Below are 12,483 nucleotides of genomic sequence, written 5' to 3'. Positions count from 1 at the left end.
GAAAAGTGCCAAGCAGAAGCCGGACCACGAATCACACGTAGCCATCGGGATGACCTACGCAGCGTCTTATGCGAGCGCAGTTCGTTGATTCAGCACATCGGAACCACCACGCTCGCGGCCATGCGCTTATGCAGCTCGGCCTTGAGCGCGACGTTCATCTTGAGCATCAATCTATCGTCGGGCGCGAACTCCGCAGCGTAGACGCGTTTCGCAACCTGTTCGAGGGTCTGTTTGCCGTCGCTTAGTGCACAGTCCAATAGCATCGCGGCCAGACGCATCGTTTGTTGGCTGATGGGGTCGTCAGTTTTGGCCTGTTTCCTGGGCCGAACAACACGTTTTCTGAGCGGGCGCACGATGCGTCCGGAAGGGAACTCGATCACGGCAGCCATCACTGCGGACCTCCGTGCTGCGCACGCGATGGCAATGCACTGACCGCAACCCGCGCCTTCTGTAGATTGGACGCGACCGCGCAGGCAACGGCAGTCGCGGTTTCTACGTCGGGCTTGGACGTGCCACCGCCCTTGCAAATGTCCGCAATGAGAGCGTTCACCCTGCGACGCGCGAGGCGCCGACTGATCGCCTTCCCGGCTTGCGTTGCCGGGTTCATTTCGTAGCGAATCAGCGACTCCATTGACTCTCGACGCGCGGTGCGTCGCTGCTTCGCTTGCTCCTTATCGGCCTTCTTCTGCTTAGCGGCGGCGCATCGCCGATACGCGGCCCGTTCGCGTTCCTCACGCTTCACATTGGCGCGCAGGACGGAAGCCGGCCACGCCAGCGGGAGCATGGCGTTGCTGTCGTCCATGGCCGATGCGTACCAATGCACCCCGCGGCGGCAGTGGTACACGGGTTCATCGAACAGATAGGGTGCACCGGCTTCGGTGGGCTCATCGTCAGTCGGCTTCCAGCCAAGTTCCCGCCCGCGGATGAGGAGGCTGACGGCCGTTACCGTTTCCACCACTACTTCGCCAGCCTCATCGTGGTAGCACAGGCGGAAGGTGTCGCCCTGATGCTGGGCCAGCCATTCCACACTGACGATGAAATGTTCGATCAGCATGCGCGGCGTGGCACCGGCGGCGATGAGTTGGTTGATCGGGTCGGCGATCATCCTTCCGCTCCTGCTGCTTTGCGCAGCGCTTCGGCCATTCCCAACAAAAAGTGGAGGAAATCGGCCGTGTCATAGGGGATGGAAACGTGGAGGGCATCGTCGGATGCCTGAGCGGCAGTCATGCTTTCCCACAGAAATTCCCGCACGTGTTCGTTGATCTGGCTGGCCCTAAACAGCGCGGTGTCGGTATTGATGCCGGCGTTGACTTGGAGCAGGTGCCCATCGTCCACCGGAATGCGGCAGAACGGCGAAGCGACGGTGATTTCAGGCTTCACGGCGCGCCTCCTTGATCGGCTGCGCGTCGCTCAGCCCCTGATCGCCAATCGCGGCCACGATCGCCAAGGCGCTATTCCCGGCCCTGAACACGGTGTGCCCCAGCACCTCCGCATTTTGTTCCTGTATGCGCTCGGCGGCGCCGGTCGCGAGTGCATCGCCTATGGCGGTGATGAGTCGCAGGTGGTCGTATAGGTCATCAATCTGCGCGATGGTGATGCCCTTGGCTAACTTCTGAGGTACGCTATTACTCGCCATGTGTATCTCCTGAGTCTTCGTCGATGATGGGTTGCTTGGTAGACGGCTCGAGCGCGCTAACGCTCGGGCCGTCATTGTTTTACGCTTTGAACTTTGCTGCTTCTACCCAGTTTTCGGGGCGAAACGCACACTTCTGACTGTTGTCCACTCAACGGCTGTTGCGTAGGAATTCCCCTACTCATAATTCCGGTTTCCTTGGTTCTTGTACATTGGTAAAACTACGACAATGGGGAGAGGTGTTGCCTTCACCGGATGCACGCAAAGGGACAATGCTCCATTGCCGTAAGTTCATGCTGCGATCTTCCCGGGCATCATCTGCAGCAGCTGCGGAAATGCGCTGGTATAGAAGTGGGATTGCGTCTCGCGCGGGTTGGCTGGCGAAGTGATGTTCTTGCCGTACTGCGCACCGGCATCCGTGAGCGTCCAGAACTGTTTCGTACCGCCGCGGCTGCTGGGCCGGCTGCGCCGCTCTACGATGCCCCGGGCCTCCAAGACCGCATAGGCACGAACCACGCCGATGGGGGAGTTGTGCTGCTTGAGCAGCGTTTGCAGCGCCGCCGTGGGCTCGCTGCTGCCCTCGCCGCGGCCGTCGATCGCGTAGGCCGGCAGCAGGTCGGTATGCCCGACCTTGGCGCCGAGCTTCTGATACATGCCCAGCGTTGAGGACGGCGTCAGGTTGAGCGTACGGGAAGCCGACTCGATCAGGGTGCAGCCGTCGCCGACGTAGCCGGTCAGCTGGCGCGGTACGGAAGTTAGCAGACGTTGCGCGGCAAAGTAGCCGGTGACGATTTGGCGCTGCACCTGCCACGCCAAGTCATCGTTGAACGGCTTCACCAGCATGGTGTAGCCGGTTTCGCTGAGCAGGATCACGCGATCGGGCGTTCCGCCTTGCGGGCGGCTCAAGCCAAGCGAACGAATTTCGTCCGGCTGGTTAACCTCGAAGAAGTCCGCGCCCTCCACGAACCGCTCGCGGTGTTCGTTGAAGTTGCGACGGGCGGTGCCGGCCGGCCGGGCATGGGCCGCATCGACCTGGGCCAAGGTGATGACGCGCTGGCCTTGGTGTTCCAGCACGGATAGTTCGACGTGGTTGACGGTGATGGTGGTGGTCACGGGGTGGGCTCCTGTCGCTGGGCAACCAGCCGCTCCTGGCGCTCGCGGACTGAGCGCACGATCTCGCTACTTTTGCTACTGCGGTTCTTGCTCGCCTGATGGTCAATCCACTGCTTCAGATCGGCCGGCAAACGAAGCTTGATCTGAGGGTCACTTGCCTTTTCCACGTCACACCTCCTTTGCACGGACCAAAGTTGTCCGTGGCAACAGTGGACAATAATGGTCCGTTGCTGTCAAGGACAATTTTGGTCCATCATCCGCGCCATGTCAGAACCCCTTTTCCACCAGTTCAAGCTGCGCCTTCCGGTCAACCTGTTCCAACGGTTGGAGGCCCAGGCTGGCATCACGAATCGCTCAGTTTCCGCTGAGATCATCACTCGGCTAGAAGAGTCATTCGAGAAGCCGAAGGTCACGCTGACCAGCGATCAAGTTAGGGATTTGGCCGGCGAGTTCATGTCCATTTTCAAGATGGAAGTGAGCAAAGCGGAAAAGCTTCAGGCAGATGACCTCGATTCGCTGTTCAAAAAGATGGAGCAGCGCTACTTGGAAGAGGCCGACGTGCTGGCTTCATTGACTGTTGCCGCTGAACAAGAGGCCTATGCGATACGCTCTATCGAAGGGCATTCTGCAAGATATGAAACTGCCCAGCAGAAGCTGCGCAAGCTCCGATGGTTCCAGAACCAAGTGCAGCACCGCGGCCAACTGCTCATTGAGGCTGGGCTTCAACTGTCTGACCTACCTGATAGTGACTCAGACGAATTGGAGATCCGTCCGACGCCGAAGAAGAAGGCTAAGCGCCATGGATGATCGGACAGCCGATAGCTGAAATGGCAGAGGCGCTGCTGCGATCTAGCGCCTGTCTCATCTCCTGCAACCTGCGTCTGTAGGATGCCTCTCCTACTCCGATAGGAAGCACCATGCATATCGCCATTCCCGTGCACTACGGCAGCCCCGATGCGCAGATTCTGGCCGATGAGCTACGCCTACATGGGATCGCTGTGGTGTCCACAACGCGCACCGCTGCAACTCGCCTAGCTGGGGAGCTTGAGGCAGCGCTTGGGATTGACTCTGAGCGCGAGAGCGAAGAGGAGCACCTAATACACCTCTCTTGCGCCGTAGAACCCATGATGGAGTACGGGTGGATGGACTGTTACGTCTACGGCCAGGCCTTCGGCGGCGACATTTCAGACGCCAAGCGACTGATGGGAGGCGCGGTTCGGCAGTGGGGCACGGTGGGAAAGCCTGCTCGCCACTTGGCCGTGCTACGCGGCCAGGCCTCTTGACCCATTCCGAACGCTGATCTATTATCGGCAGTGTCATCAGAAGTCTGTCAGCGGCCCGCCCAAGCGGGCCGTTCGCGTTTGTGGGAAGCGGCAGGGGGACTGTCTATGATGGAGCCTCTTAACAGGAGGTGCGATATGTCGCTCACCACAGCGCAGACAGAGGCGGCTATTGAGGCCGCCAGCCGTATAGTCGTAGCAATGATCGAAACCTCTCCGGCATTCAGGAATACGGGGGATGCTGCGAAGGATTCTGCGGCCGCTGCGAATGCATTCAAACAAGTGTTCGAGCAGATTAAGGCAAGCGCCTCCTAGTAGGTCGCGCTCGCTTCCGCCTGATGTTGGTCAGCAGCCCCCGGCGAAATCCGGGGGTTCTTTTCGCGTACCTATTCAGTAGTCCGTCGAGCCATAATCGCCATACCAGGGTCGGTTGGGGCAGGGCATGGGCATCGGCAAGGATCTTGTACTTTCAGTTGGTGCTGAAAATCTTGAGAAGGCTTCGGAAGGGTTGCTCGAAACAGCTTTGGACAGCGTTTTGGACGAGGGCGTGCTTCGCGACATCCCAGTTATCGGAACCATTGTTGCCGGAGCAAAAGCATTTGGATCCGTCCGAGACTATTTCCTTTGCAGGAAGGTTCAGAAATTCTTGTCTGAGGCTTCTAAGTTGACTTGGGCCGAGCGAGCCAGTGTTGTTGCGGAACTCGCCGGATCGGAGAAGCAGAAGGAACGTCTCGGCGAGATTGTCATGGACTTGCTTGACAAAGCGGACTTGGAGCTCAAGCCAATACTCATTGGTCGCCTGTTCGTCGCAGTGGGACGTGGGCGTGTTCCAGCCGGCGACTACTTGCGCCTTTGCTCGATGATCAATGGCGCTTTTGTTGATGATCTTGTAGGCCTGTCAAAAAGCCACAGTGCTGATTCCTTGTCCGTCGATCGCAGGTTCGCAATGCAGGCAAACGGCTTTCTGATCTTTGGGATCAAAAATCCGCCGAATAGTGAAAGGTCCGGGGCATCCGTCCTAGCGCTTGCGAAAGCGCTGTACGACGAGCCTTTCGAGCTGATATGGCAGTTATCGAAGGATGCCCGCGTGATCTTGGAGCATTGTTTCGATCCCCCTGCGCCGAATCCACTCTTCGAGAGCGTGGCTGAATACTAGCCAAGTCAGGCTGCTGGGTTCCATTCTTTCTCGTCGGTTCGATCCCCGGTAGTCCGCTCCAACAACAAGCCCCGCCATTCGGTGGGGCTTTTCCATTTCCGGAGATCTCGATGAGCCTGCTTTCCCTCCCGATCGCGCCCGAGCTGGCGCTGTCGCACATCATCGTGCCCGCGCTGGCGGAGCTGGGCGACGGCATGGACTCGCCGCCGGCTCGCGTCCAGATCCTGGCCACGGGGCTGCAGGAATCCGGCCTCAAGTACCGCCACCAAGTCGGCGGCCCGGCGCACGGCCTGTTCCAGTTTGAGCGCGGCGGCGGCGTTCGCGGCGTCCTGACCCACTCGGCAAGCCAGCGGCGCGCACGGGCGCTGTGCGAGTTGCACGGCGTCGCGCCGACCGTGGCCGCGGTGTATGACGCCATCGAGCATGACGACGTGCTGGCGGCTGGATTCGCGCGCCTGCTGTTGTGGACGCTGCCGGTTGCGCTGCCGGCGCTCGGTGACGAGCAGGAGGCGTGGGAGCAGTACATCGAGGCATGGCGACCGGCGCCGCGTGACGAAGCCGAGCGCCGCGCCCGTTGGGCCAGGGTGTACCCGCTCGCCATGAAAGCGGTCCGGGGCAGCTAATGCCACGTCGTCGCGAGGCCATCGCTGGGCTTGAAGGGGTCATCCAGCTTACGGAGACGCCCAACGCCCGGCCGACCGCCAAGATGCTTGAGACGATCAACGGCCGGGTGCGCGAAGCCATCGAGCTGTTGCGAGTCCCGGACAGCACGCGCAAGCGGGTGGATTTCATCTTGCTGGCGATCCAGCAAAGCACCGAGATTCGGGTGCACAACCGCAACGGCAATGTGTTGAAGCGGGCGCACATCATCGACCCTGAGCTGTACCACTGGAGCATTTCCCAGCTCCACGAGCTGGCGATTTCCCCATGATGCTCCCCAAGGTCATCCGAGCGCTTGGCTTGGAGCCAGTGCCGGACGTGCACAACTGGCAGCGGTGGTGGTCGGCGAAGCTGGATGCAATGGCAATCGCTGTCGGCTCCATTGCAGTGGCCTACACGCAGTTGCCGCCCGACTGGCAAGCGGCGCTGCCGCATTGCTTGTTGACCGCCCTGGCGATCATCGGCTTAGTCATCAAGTCGGCCAGTTTGGTCATGCGCGGCGTGAAGCAGCCGGACTTGCACGAGGACCAGCCGTGAACCGCTGGCTGACGCTCGCCGCCTTCGTCGCCTGGACGGCCTTGGCGTTCTGGATGGGGCGCGAGTGGCGCGACCGCAGCGCCGACCTGGGCGTGTCCAAGCAGCAGACCGCGGCTGTCACGGAATCCTTGACGGCGGAGAAGGGCGCGCGCGCCGTTGAACACCAGCAGGCGACAGCAACCCAAGGCGTCGCCGACAAGGCCGCCACCCGAAAGGACCAGATCGATGACGACTACAACGCACGCATGTCGGCTGCTGTGGCTGGCCGCGATTCTGAGCTTGGCGAGCTGCGCAAGCAGTGGGCCGGCTGTGAAACCGACCGTTTGTCCAGTGATGCCGCCGCTGCCGCTCAAGCTGCAGAGCAAGACCGATTACGCAAAGCAAGTGCGGCACGAATTGTATGGGCCTGCGAAACCGCCCAGTCCGAGCGAGACGAAACCATCGAGCGGTACAACGTCGCCGCCGGGATGACGAACGCGCAGGGCGGCGGCTGATGTTGGACGTGCACGTTCTCACGCTGCCCGACACGCTGCCGGCCTGGATCGAGCAGCGTCGCGCGTCGATCGCTGCCGCGGTGGCCGCCGCCGGCTTCCCGGTCCACGTGCACGAGCTGCCGGGGGAGCTTGGGCACATAGGCCGCGGCCGGGCGCGAGGGTACGCACTCGGTACGCAACCCTACGTCACCTACGTGGACTGCGATGACTACTTGCTGCCGGTTGCGTTCGCCGCCCTGGCCGATGCATTGGCGGCAGGAAATGACGCGGTGGCGCCTGGCGAGATAACGGAGCAGGGACGTGCGCGCAACTGGTCGCAACGCCGGCACCACTTGATCTGCTACCGCCGTGACATTGCGAACGCATTCGACCATGCGGCGTGGCGCGTTTGCGGCGACCTAGCGCTGGCGAACCAAACCGATATCCATCACGTGGCGGACCACAGCTACGTCCACCGCCTCTACGAAAGCCCGGGCCGCCTATTGCGCCGGGCACACCAAGACGAACTGATGCGCGCCCACCATGGCTAACCTGCTTTCCGATCCGACTAAGTGGGAGAGCTTCCACTCCGGCTTCAATGCGGACGACAACTACTACGAGGGGCCGCCGTCTGCGTATTGGGATGCGGCCACCAGCTCCTACTACTACTACGCCGAAATGTGGAGCCGCGCCAAGGTCGCAATGCGGCTGGTTGGCGTCGTGCAGGAAGGCGACACGGTAGAGGGCGAATTTGAAGAACTGACCCGGAGCCCCGTTAGCGAGGTGCAAACCACGCTCACTGCCTACGGTTTCGACGGGACCACCGTGCTGTGGACCGTGGAGGGCTACTTGGCGCAGCGCATTCCGTTCGCCTATCCCGCTGTGGCGGGAATGGTCCTGGCCACGGCCAACCCGGCATCCGAGGAGTTTCTGTACACCGGCGAGTCGCGCATCTACGTCGCGCAGCCACCGGAGCCGGTTGCACCTGGTCCGGTCTACGTCGTGCCGCACCACCTGCGCGCCTACTCGGGCTACGACACCCCGCTGGCCGTGTGGGTCCGTGACGAGGCTGGCCACGCCGACCTGAGTCAGGACGTGGTGACCGTGGTGGTCAGCACCTACCAGGGTGGCCGGCAGTTGTACCGGTGTGACGCCGCAGCCAGTGCCGCAGGCGAGGTGACGTGGATCCACCCGGCCAGCATCGCCAGGCAGCACCGGCCGGGCGTGTACCGGGTCAAGGTGGTGAGTTCCCTGCGCGGCGTTATCGGCGACGGCCTGCTGGAGGTTGTGTGATGGCTGGGCGTCCGACCGACTACCGACCAGAGTATTGCGACACCGTGATTGAGCTGGGGAAGCTCGGTAAATCAGTGGTCCAGATGGCATGCGCTATCGATGTCGCAAAGTCCACGCTTTACTTGTGGGCCGAAACCATCCCGGAATTCTCGGACGCCTTTACGCGTGCGAGGCAGTGGGCGCAGGACTGGTGGGAAACGCAAGGGCAGTGCGGCCTGACGGCGGACAAGTTCAATGCATCTCTATGGTCGCGATCGATGGCCGCGCGGTTCCCGGAGGACTACCAAGAGCGAAAGGGCGTCGAACTGTCCGGCCCCGGTGGCGGCCCAGTCAATGTGGTGACGACTGTGGAGATTGTCGGCGTCGAGGCGCGCACGACCGAATGAGCAAGCTGCGGTTGGAGATCCCGGCAAAGATGCTGCCGTTCCATACCGTCAAGAAGCGCCACAAGATCGCCCGCGGCGGCCGCGGCTCGGCCAAGAGCTGGTCCATCGCGCGCCTGCTGTCGGTGCGCGGCATCACCCAGCCGACCCGCTGGCTGTGCTGCCGCGAGACGCAGAAGTCCATCAAGGAATCGTCGCACCGCCTGCTGGCCGACCAGATCGCGGCGATGAACCTGGGCTACTACTACGACGTGCAGGAGAAGGTCATCAAGGGCCAGGCCGGCACGTCCGCCGGCGAGTCCGAGTTCGCCTTTGTCGGCCTGAAGGAGCACACGGCGGACAGCATCAAGTCCTACGAGGGCTTCGACGGGGCATGGACGGAAGAGGCGCACTCGGTCAGCGAGCGGTCGGCCACGGTGCTGATCCCGACCATCCGCAAGCCGGGGTCGGAGCTGTGGTGGAGCTACAACCCGGACCAGGATGCGGACTACGTTCACCAGCTGGCGGCGATGGAGGATGACGACACGCTGGTGATCGACATCAACTGGCGGGACAACCCGTGGTTTCCGGTGGAGCTGGAAAAGGAGCGGGTGAAGCTGCTGCGGGTGAACCAGGATCTCTACCGGCACGTCTGGGAGGGTGCCTGCCGGTCGCTCGCCGGCCTGATGTTCAAGCGCGATTGGTTCAAGTTCTACGACGTGCTGCCGTCGCGCCTCAACCTGTACATGGCCAGCGACTACGCGGTGACGCCGGACGACGGCGATTTCACCGAGCACGGCGTGTGGGGGCTGTCCGAACTGGGCGACCTGTACGCGGTGGACTGGTGGTATGGGCAGAAGGATCCGGCCGAGTGGATCGATGCGTGGATCGACCTGGTGAGCCGTTGCCGCCCGCTGGCCGCCTTCGAGGAGAAGGGCGTGATCCTGCGCGCGGTCGACTCGGCCATCACGAAGCGCATGCGCGAGACGCAGACGTTCGCCAACCGCATCGCGCTGGCGTCGGCCGGCAGCAAGGCCGAGCGGGCCCTGGGCTTCGCGGCGCGCGCATCGGCGGGGTCTGTGTATCTGCCGGCGGGCAAGCCGTGGGCGATCCGACTGCTGAACCAGCTGTGCGCCTTCAACGGCGAGGACGGGCGGCAGGACGACGCCGTGGACGTGTGCAGCCTGGTCGGCCGCGGCCTTGACGAAATGGCCAACGCCGCACCGGCCGAGAGCGAAGAGAGCAAGAGGCGCCGCGGTGCGGACTACGCCGCGGACGATGACGACGATGACGATAATTGGAAAACCGCCTGATGTCTGAGCGCAACGACGATCTGCTGGACAAGTGCCTGCGCCAGTTCGAGGAGGCCTACGACAACAGCCGGGAAGAACGGGCGCTGTCCGAGCAGTGCCGGGACTACTACGACGGCAACCAGTACACGGCGGAGGAGCGCGAGACGCTGCGCAAGCGCAAGCAGCCGATCGTCACCTCGAACCGGATCAAGCCCAAGATCGATGCCCTGATCGGCTTCGAGAAGAAGAGCCGCACGGACCCCAAGGCCTTCCCGCGCACGCCGAAGCACGAGCACGAGGCGGAATCGGCCACCGACGCGCTGCGCTTCATCGCCGACCAGAACAAGTTCACCACCATTCGGTCGGACGTGGCGGAGAACCTGTTCATCGAGGGGAGCGGCGCGGCCACGGTGTCGATGAAGCAGCGGCCGGATGGCAGCTTGGACGTGGTGCTGACGCAGATCCCGTGGGATCGCCTCTACCGCGACCCGCACAGCCGCATGCGCGACTTCTCCGACGCCGGCTACCTGGGCGTGGTGCTGTGGATGGACGACGCCGACGCCAAGCTGCGGTTTAAGGGCAAGGATGCCGCCATCGACGCGTCCTACCTGAGCGCCGAGGCGGCTGGCGAGACCTACGACGACCGGCCGAAGGTGACGTGGTGCGACAAGGCGCGCAAGCGCATCCGGGTCATGCAGCACCGATGGCTCGAGGATGGCGTCTGGCATACCGCGATCCTGTGCCGCGGCGGCTTCCTGCGCGATCCACAGCCGTCGCCGTACCTGGACGAGTGGGGGCAGCCCGAGTGCGACGTGATCGCCGTCTCGGCATTCGTGACGCGCGAGAACGTGCGCTACGGCACCGTGCCGCAGATGCTGTCGCCCCAGGACGAGATCAACAAGCGCCGTAGCAAGGCGCTGCACCGCCTCAGCATGCGCCAGGTGATCGCGGAGGACGGTGCCGTGGAGAACGTCAGTGCGGCGCGGCGCGAGCTGGCGCGCCCCGATGGCTACGTCAAGGTGCGGCCGAAAGCAAGGTTCGAGGTCGTGGACTCCACGCAGTCGATGATGGGCGAGCTGCAGCTGCTGCAGGAGGCCAAGGCGGAGATCGACGCCAGCGGCGTGAACCCAGCGATCGAGGGCGACGTCAAGGCGCCGTCGGGGCGCGCGGTGGAGGCGCTGCAGCAGTCCGGCCTGCAGGAGCTGGCCATCCCGTTCGACGCGCTGCGCGAGTGGTCGCTGCGCATGTACCGGGCTTGCTGGAACCGCGTCCGCCAGTATTGGACGGAAGAGAAGTGGGTCCGCGTCACCGACGACGAGAGCAACCTGCGCTGGGTCGGCATCAACAAGCCGGTGACGGTGCAGGACGAGCTGAAGCGGCTGCAGGAGGCCGGGGAGCAGCCCAGCCCGCAGCTGCTGCAGCTGGCGCAGATCGATCCGACCCGCGTGCTCCGCATCGAGAACGCGGTGGCACAGCTGGACGTGGACATCATCGTGGACGAAGGTCCGGACTCGGTGACGATCCAGTCCGAGCAGTTCCAGGCGCTGGTCGAGCTGAAGAGGGCCGACCCGAACTCGATCTCGACCGACATGATTATCGAAGCTTCCAGCCTGCGGAACAAAGATCGCATCCTGGAGAAGATGAAGGAGGGCGGCGTGCCCCCGCAGGTCCAGCAGCAGATGCAGCAGCTGCAGGAACAGCTACAGGCGTTGCAGCAGAAGCTGCAGCAGGCCGACCAGCAACTGGCCGACCGCAGCCTGGACGCGCAGAAGCTGCAAACCGAGCAGTTCAGGGCCGAGACCGACAGGTTCGAGGCCATCACCGACCGCGCCCAGCAGGCCATGCAAATGGCTCCGGTGGGCGTGGTTTTGCAGTAGTGGTCGCGCCCACAAAAGCGCGTTACGCGACGACGGCGCAAGGTCGATAACGGAGAAAACCAGCGATGAGCAATGAACGTGACTTCCTTGACGAAATCACGCAGCCGACGGCTGCCCCGGAATCAGCGACGACCGATGCACCGGCCGCCGCAACCGGGGAACCGGCAGCTGCGACCACGGGCGAGCCTGCAGCGCAGGCACAAGCAGCTGAGGCGCCGCCGGCCGCAGCAACGGACAAGGACGAGCGCGTCCCGCTCGCCGCACTGAAGGCGGAGCGTGAGAAGCGGCAGAACGAGCAGCGGCAACGCGAGGAGTTGGAGCGTCGTCTGCGGGAGGTCGAGGGCGCACGGGAACAGCCGGGGTTCTTCGAGAACCCGGAGGGATACGTGCAGCAGTCGATCAAGGGAGCGCAGCACGAGATCCGGCAGCAGTTCTATGCCGCGATGGACGCTGATGCGCGCGAGCAGTTCCCTGACTACGACGAGGTGCTGGAAGCGCTGAAGGAGCACGCCCAGGGCAACCCGGCGATCGTGCAGCAGGTGTTCAACGCCCCCAACCCCGCCCGCGCGGCCTACAAGCTCGGCAAGCAGTTGCACGAGATGGCGCAGATCCAAGACCCCGAGGCCTACCGCCAGAAGATCGAGGCGGAGGTGCGGGCAAAGGTCGAAGCCGAATTCGCGCAGAAGCAGGCTGATCGTGCTGCCACCCTCGACCGCATCCCGCCTGATCTATCCACGGCCAGGAGCGCCGCCGCAACCACGCGGCCGGGCACTGGCGACGTTTTCGAAAACCTCTTTTAAGGGACCG

General features: G+C 63.2%; 20 protein-coding genes. 14 read left to right on the top strand and 6 right to left on the bottom strand.

The genetic code is table 11. The features are described 5' to 3' along the window. Window positions 1–89: 89 nt before the first annotated feature. The 6 genes from HDC36_RS17025 to HDC36_RS17000 form a co-directional block, all read right to left on the bottom strand. Entirely contained in the window at window positions 90–389 is a 300-nt protein-coding gene (locus tag HDC36_RS17025) for a hypothetical protein (protein WP_179569670.1), read from the bottom strand. Then, window positions 389–1,105: a hypothetical protein gene (locus HDC36_RS17020; protein WP_179569668.1), complete on the bottom strand. Its 717-nt coding sequence runs from the start codon at window positions 1,103–1,105 to the stop codon at window positions 389–391. The genes HDC36_RS17025 and HDC36_RS17020 overlap by 1 nt, the downstream gene beginning before the upstream one ends. Then, window positions 1,102–1,380, bottom strand: coding sequence for a hypothetical protein (locus tag HDC36_RS17015; protein ID WP_179569666.1), 279 nt, complete (start codon window positions 1,378–1,380; stop codon window positions 1,102–1,104). Before HDC36_RS17015 ends, HDC36_RS17020 begins: the two co-directional genes overlap by 4 nt. Continuing rightward, window positions 1,370–1,636 carry a hypothetical protein gene (locus HDC36_RS17010; RefSeq protein ID WP_179569664.1) on the bottom strand — a complete coding sequence of 89 codons (267 nt, stop codon included), beginning with the start codon at window positions 1,634–1,636 and terminating at the stop codon, window positions 1,370–1,372. Before HDC36_RS17010 ends, HDC36_RS17015 begins: the two co-directional genes overlap by 11 nt. 288 nt (window positions 1,637–1,924) lie before the next feature. Continuing rightward, window positions 1,925–2,746: an ORF6N domain-containing protein gene (locus tag HDC36_RS17005; protein ID WP_179569662.1), complete on the bottom strand. Its 822-nt coding sequence runs from the start codon at window positions 2,744–2,746 to the stop codon at window positions 1,925–1,927. Beyond that, a complete protein-coding gene (locus HDC36_RS17000) occupies window positions 2,743–2,913 on the bottom strand; it encodes an Arc domain-containing protein (protein WP_179569660.1) in 171 nt (56 codons plus the stop codon). The genes HDC36_RS17005 and HDC36_RS17000 overlap by 4 nt, the downstream gene beginning before the upstream one ends. A gap of 97 nt (window positions 2,914–3,010) precedes the next feature. On the opposite strand from HDC36_RS17000, the gene HDC36_RS16995 reads away from it, so the two are divergent. The 14 genes from HDC36_RS16995 (at window position 3,011) to HDC36_RS16930 (ending at window position 12,476) form a co-directional block, all read left to right on the top strand. Continuing rightward, on the top strand, window positions 3,011–3,553 hold the full coding sequence (locus HDC36_RS16995; protein ID WP_179569658.1) for an Arc family DNA-binding protein: 543 nt from the start codon (window positions 3,011–3,013) through the stop codon (window positions 3,551–3,553). A 110-nt stretch (window positions 3,554–3,663) separates the two neighbouring features. Beyond that, window positions 3,664–4,029: a hypothetical protein gene (locus tag HDC36_RS16990; RefSeq protein ID WP_179569656.1), complete on the top strand. Its 366-nt coding sequence runs from the start codon at window positions 3,664–3,666 to the stop codon at window positions 4,027–4,029. A gap of 135 nt (window positions 4,030–4,164) precedes the next feature. After that, window positions 4,165–4,341 (top strand): hypothetical protein, encoded by a 177-nt coding sequence (locus tag HDC36_RS16985; RefSeq protein ID WP_179569654.1) that lies wholly within the window; start codon window positions 4,165–4,167, stop codon window positions 4,339–4,341. A gap of 127 nt (window positions 4,342–4,468) precedes the next feature. Next, window positions 4,469–5,182 carry a hypothetical protein gene (locus tag HDC36_RS16980; protein WP_179569652.1) on the top strand — a complete coding sequence of 238 codons (714 nt, stop codon included), beginning with the start codon at window positions 4,469–4,471 and terminating at the stop codon, window positions 5,180–5,182. A 110-nt stretch (window positions 5,183–5,292) separates the two neighbouring features. Continuing rightward, complete coding sequence (locus HDC36_RS16975) at window positions 5,293–5,805, top strand: hypothetical protein (RefSeq protein ID WP_179569650.1); 513 nt, start codon at window positions 5,293–5,295, stop codon at window positions 5,803–5,805. Then, window positions 5,805–6,113 (top strand): hypothetical protein, encoded by a 309-nt coding sequence (locus HDC36_RS16970; protein ID WP_179569648.1) that lies wholly within the window; start codon window positions 5,805–5,807, stop codon window positions 6,111–6,113. The genes HDC36_RS16975 and HDC36_RS16970 overlap by 1 nt, the downstream gene beginning before the upstream one ends. Continuing rightward, complete coding sequence (locus HDC36_RS16965) at window positions 6,110–6,379, top strand: hypothetical protein (protein ID WP_179569646.1); 270 nt, start codon at window positions 6,110–6,112, stop codon at window positions 6,377–6,379. Before HDC36_RS16970 ends, HDC36_RS16965 begins: the two co-directional genes overlap by 4 nt. Continuing rightward, complete coding sequence (locus HDC36_RS16960) at window positions 6,376–6,873, top strand: hypothetical protein (protein ID WP_179569644.1); 498 nt, start codon at window positions 6,376–6,378, stop codon at window positions 6,871–6,873. The genes HDC36_RS16965 and HDC36_RS16960 overlap by 4 nt, the downstream gene beginning before the upstream one ends. Continuing rightward, on the top strand, window positions 6,873–7,403 hold the full coding sequence (locus tag HDC36_RS16955; RefSeq protein ID WP_179569642.1) for a glycosyltransferase: 531 nt from the start codon (window positions 6,873–6,875) through the stop codon (window positions 7,401–7,403). Before HDC36_RS16960 ends, HDC36_RS16955 begins: the two co-directional genes overlap by 1 nt. Continuing rightward, complete coding sequence (locus HDC36_RS16950; protein ID WP_179569640.1) at window positions 7,396–8,145, top strand: hypothetical protein; 750 nt, start codon at window positions 7,396–7,398, stop codon at window positions 8,143–8,145. The genes HDC36_RS16955 and HDC36_RS16950 overlap by 8 nt, the downstream gene beginning before the upstream one ends. Continuing rightward, entirely contained in the window at window positions 8,145–8,531 is a 387-nt protein-coding gene (locus HDC36_RS16945; RefSeq protein ID WP_179569638.1) for a hypothetical protein, read from the top strand. Before HDC36_RS16950 ends, HDC36_RS16945 begins: the two co-directional genes overlap by 1 nt. Beyond that, window positions 8,528–9,820, top strand: coding sequence for a PBSX family phage terminase large subunit (locus tag HDC36_RS16940; RefSeq protein WP_179569636.1), 1,293 nt, complete (start codon window positions 8,528–8,530; stop codon window positions 9,818–9,820). The genes HDC36_RS16945 and HDC36_RS16940 overlap by 4 nt, the downstream gene beginning before the upstream one ends. Beyond that, a complete protein-coding gene (locus HDC36_RS16935; protein WP_179569634.1) occupies window positions 9,805–11,676 on the top strand; it encodes a hypothetical protein in 1,872 nt (623 codons plus the stop codon). The genes HDC36_RS16940 and HDC36_RS16935 overlap by 16 nt, the downstream gene beginning before the upstream one ends. A gap of 65 nt (window positions 11,677–11,741) precedes the next feature. Next, window positions 11,742–12,476, top strand: a complete 735-nt coding sequence (locus HDC36_RS16930) for a hypothetical protein (protein WP_179569632.1) — start codon at window positions 11,742–11,744, stop codon at window positions 12,474–12,476. Window positions 12,477–12,483 lie beyond the last annotated feature (7 nt).

This window comes from Xanthomonas sp. JAI131 (genome assembly GCF_013410075.1).
Lineage (GTDB): Bacteria > Pseudomonadota > Gammaproteobacteria > Xanthomonadales > Xanthomonadaceae > Xanthomonas_A > Xanthomonas_A bonasiae.
The sequence above is the reverse complement of the archived record's forward strand: the minus strand, read 5'-3'. Positions and strand labels throughout refer to the sequence as shown.

Bases quoted from the DNA above. Each gene is read 5' to 3' on its own strand.
- HDC36_RS16990 (WP_179569656.1), top strand. From the start codon at position 3,664: ATGCATATCGCCATTCCCGTGCACTACGGCAGCCCCGATGCGCAGATT.
- HDC36_RS16950 (WP_179569640.1), top strand. From the start codon at position 7,396: ATGGCTAACCTGCTTTCCGATCCGACTAAGTGGGAGAGCTTCCACTCC.
- HDC36_RS16945 (WP_179569638.1), top strand. From the start codon at position 8,145: ATGGCTGGGCGTCCGACCGACTACCGACCAGAGTATTGCGACACCGTG.
- HDC36_RS17025 (WP_179569670.1), bottom strand. From the start codon at position 389: ATGGCTGCCGTGATCGAGTTCCCTTCCGGACGCATCGTGCGCCCGCTC.
- HDC36_RS16970 (WP_179569648.1), top strand. From the start codon at position 5,805: ATGCCACGTCGTCGCGAGGCCATCGCTGGGCTTGAAGGGGTCATCCAG.
- HDC36_RS17020 (WP_179569668.1), bottom strand. From the start codon at position 1,105: ATGATCGCCGACCCGATCAACCAACTCATCGCCGCCGGTGCCACGCCG.
- HDC36_RS16940 (WP_179569636.1), top strand. From the start codon at position 8,528: ATGAGCAAGCTGCGGTTGGAGATCCCGGCAAAGATGCTGCCGTTCCAT.
- HDC36_RS16995 (WP_179569658.1), top strand. From the start codon at position 3,011: ATGTCAGAACCCCTTTTCCACCAGTTCAAGCTGCGCCTTCCGGTCAAC.
- HDC36_RS16955 (WP_179569642.1), top strand. From the start codon at position 6,873: ATGTTGGACGTGCACGTTCTCACGCTGCCCGACACGCTGCCGGCCTGG.
- HDC36_RS16975 (WP_179569650.1), top strand. From the start codon at position 5,293: ATGAGCCTGCTTTCCCTCCCGATCGCGCCCGAGCTGGCGCTGTCGCAC.
- HDC36_RS16965 (WP_179569646.1), top strand. From the start codon at position 6,110: ATGATGCTCCCCAAGGTCATCCGAGCGCTTGGCTTGGAGCCAGTGCCG.
- HDC36_RS16930 (WP_179569632.1), top strand. From the start codon at position 11,742: ATGAGCAATGAACGTGACTTCCTTGACGAAATCACGCAGCCGACGGCT.
- HDC36_RS17010 (WP_179569664.1), bottom strand. From the start codon at position 1,636: ATGGCGAGTAATAGCGTACCTCAGAAGTTAGCCAAGGGCATCACCATC.
- HDC36_RS16985 (WP_179569654.1), top strand. From the start codon at position 4,165: ATGTCGCTCACCACAGCGCAGACAGAGGCGGCTATTGAGGCCGCCAGC.
- HDC36_RS16980 (WP_179569652.1), top strand. From the start codon at position 4,469: ATGGGCATCGGCAAGGATCTTGTACTTTCAGTTGGTGCTGAAAATCTT.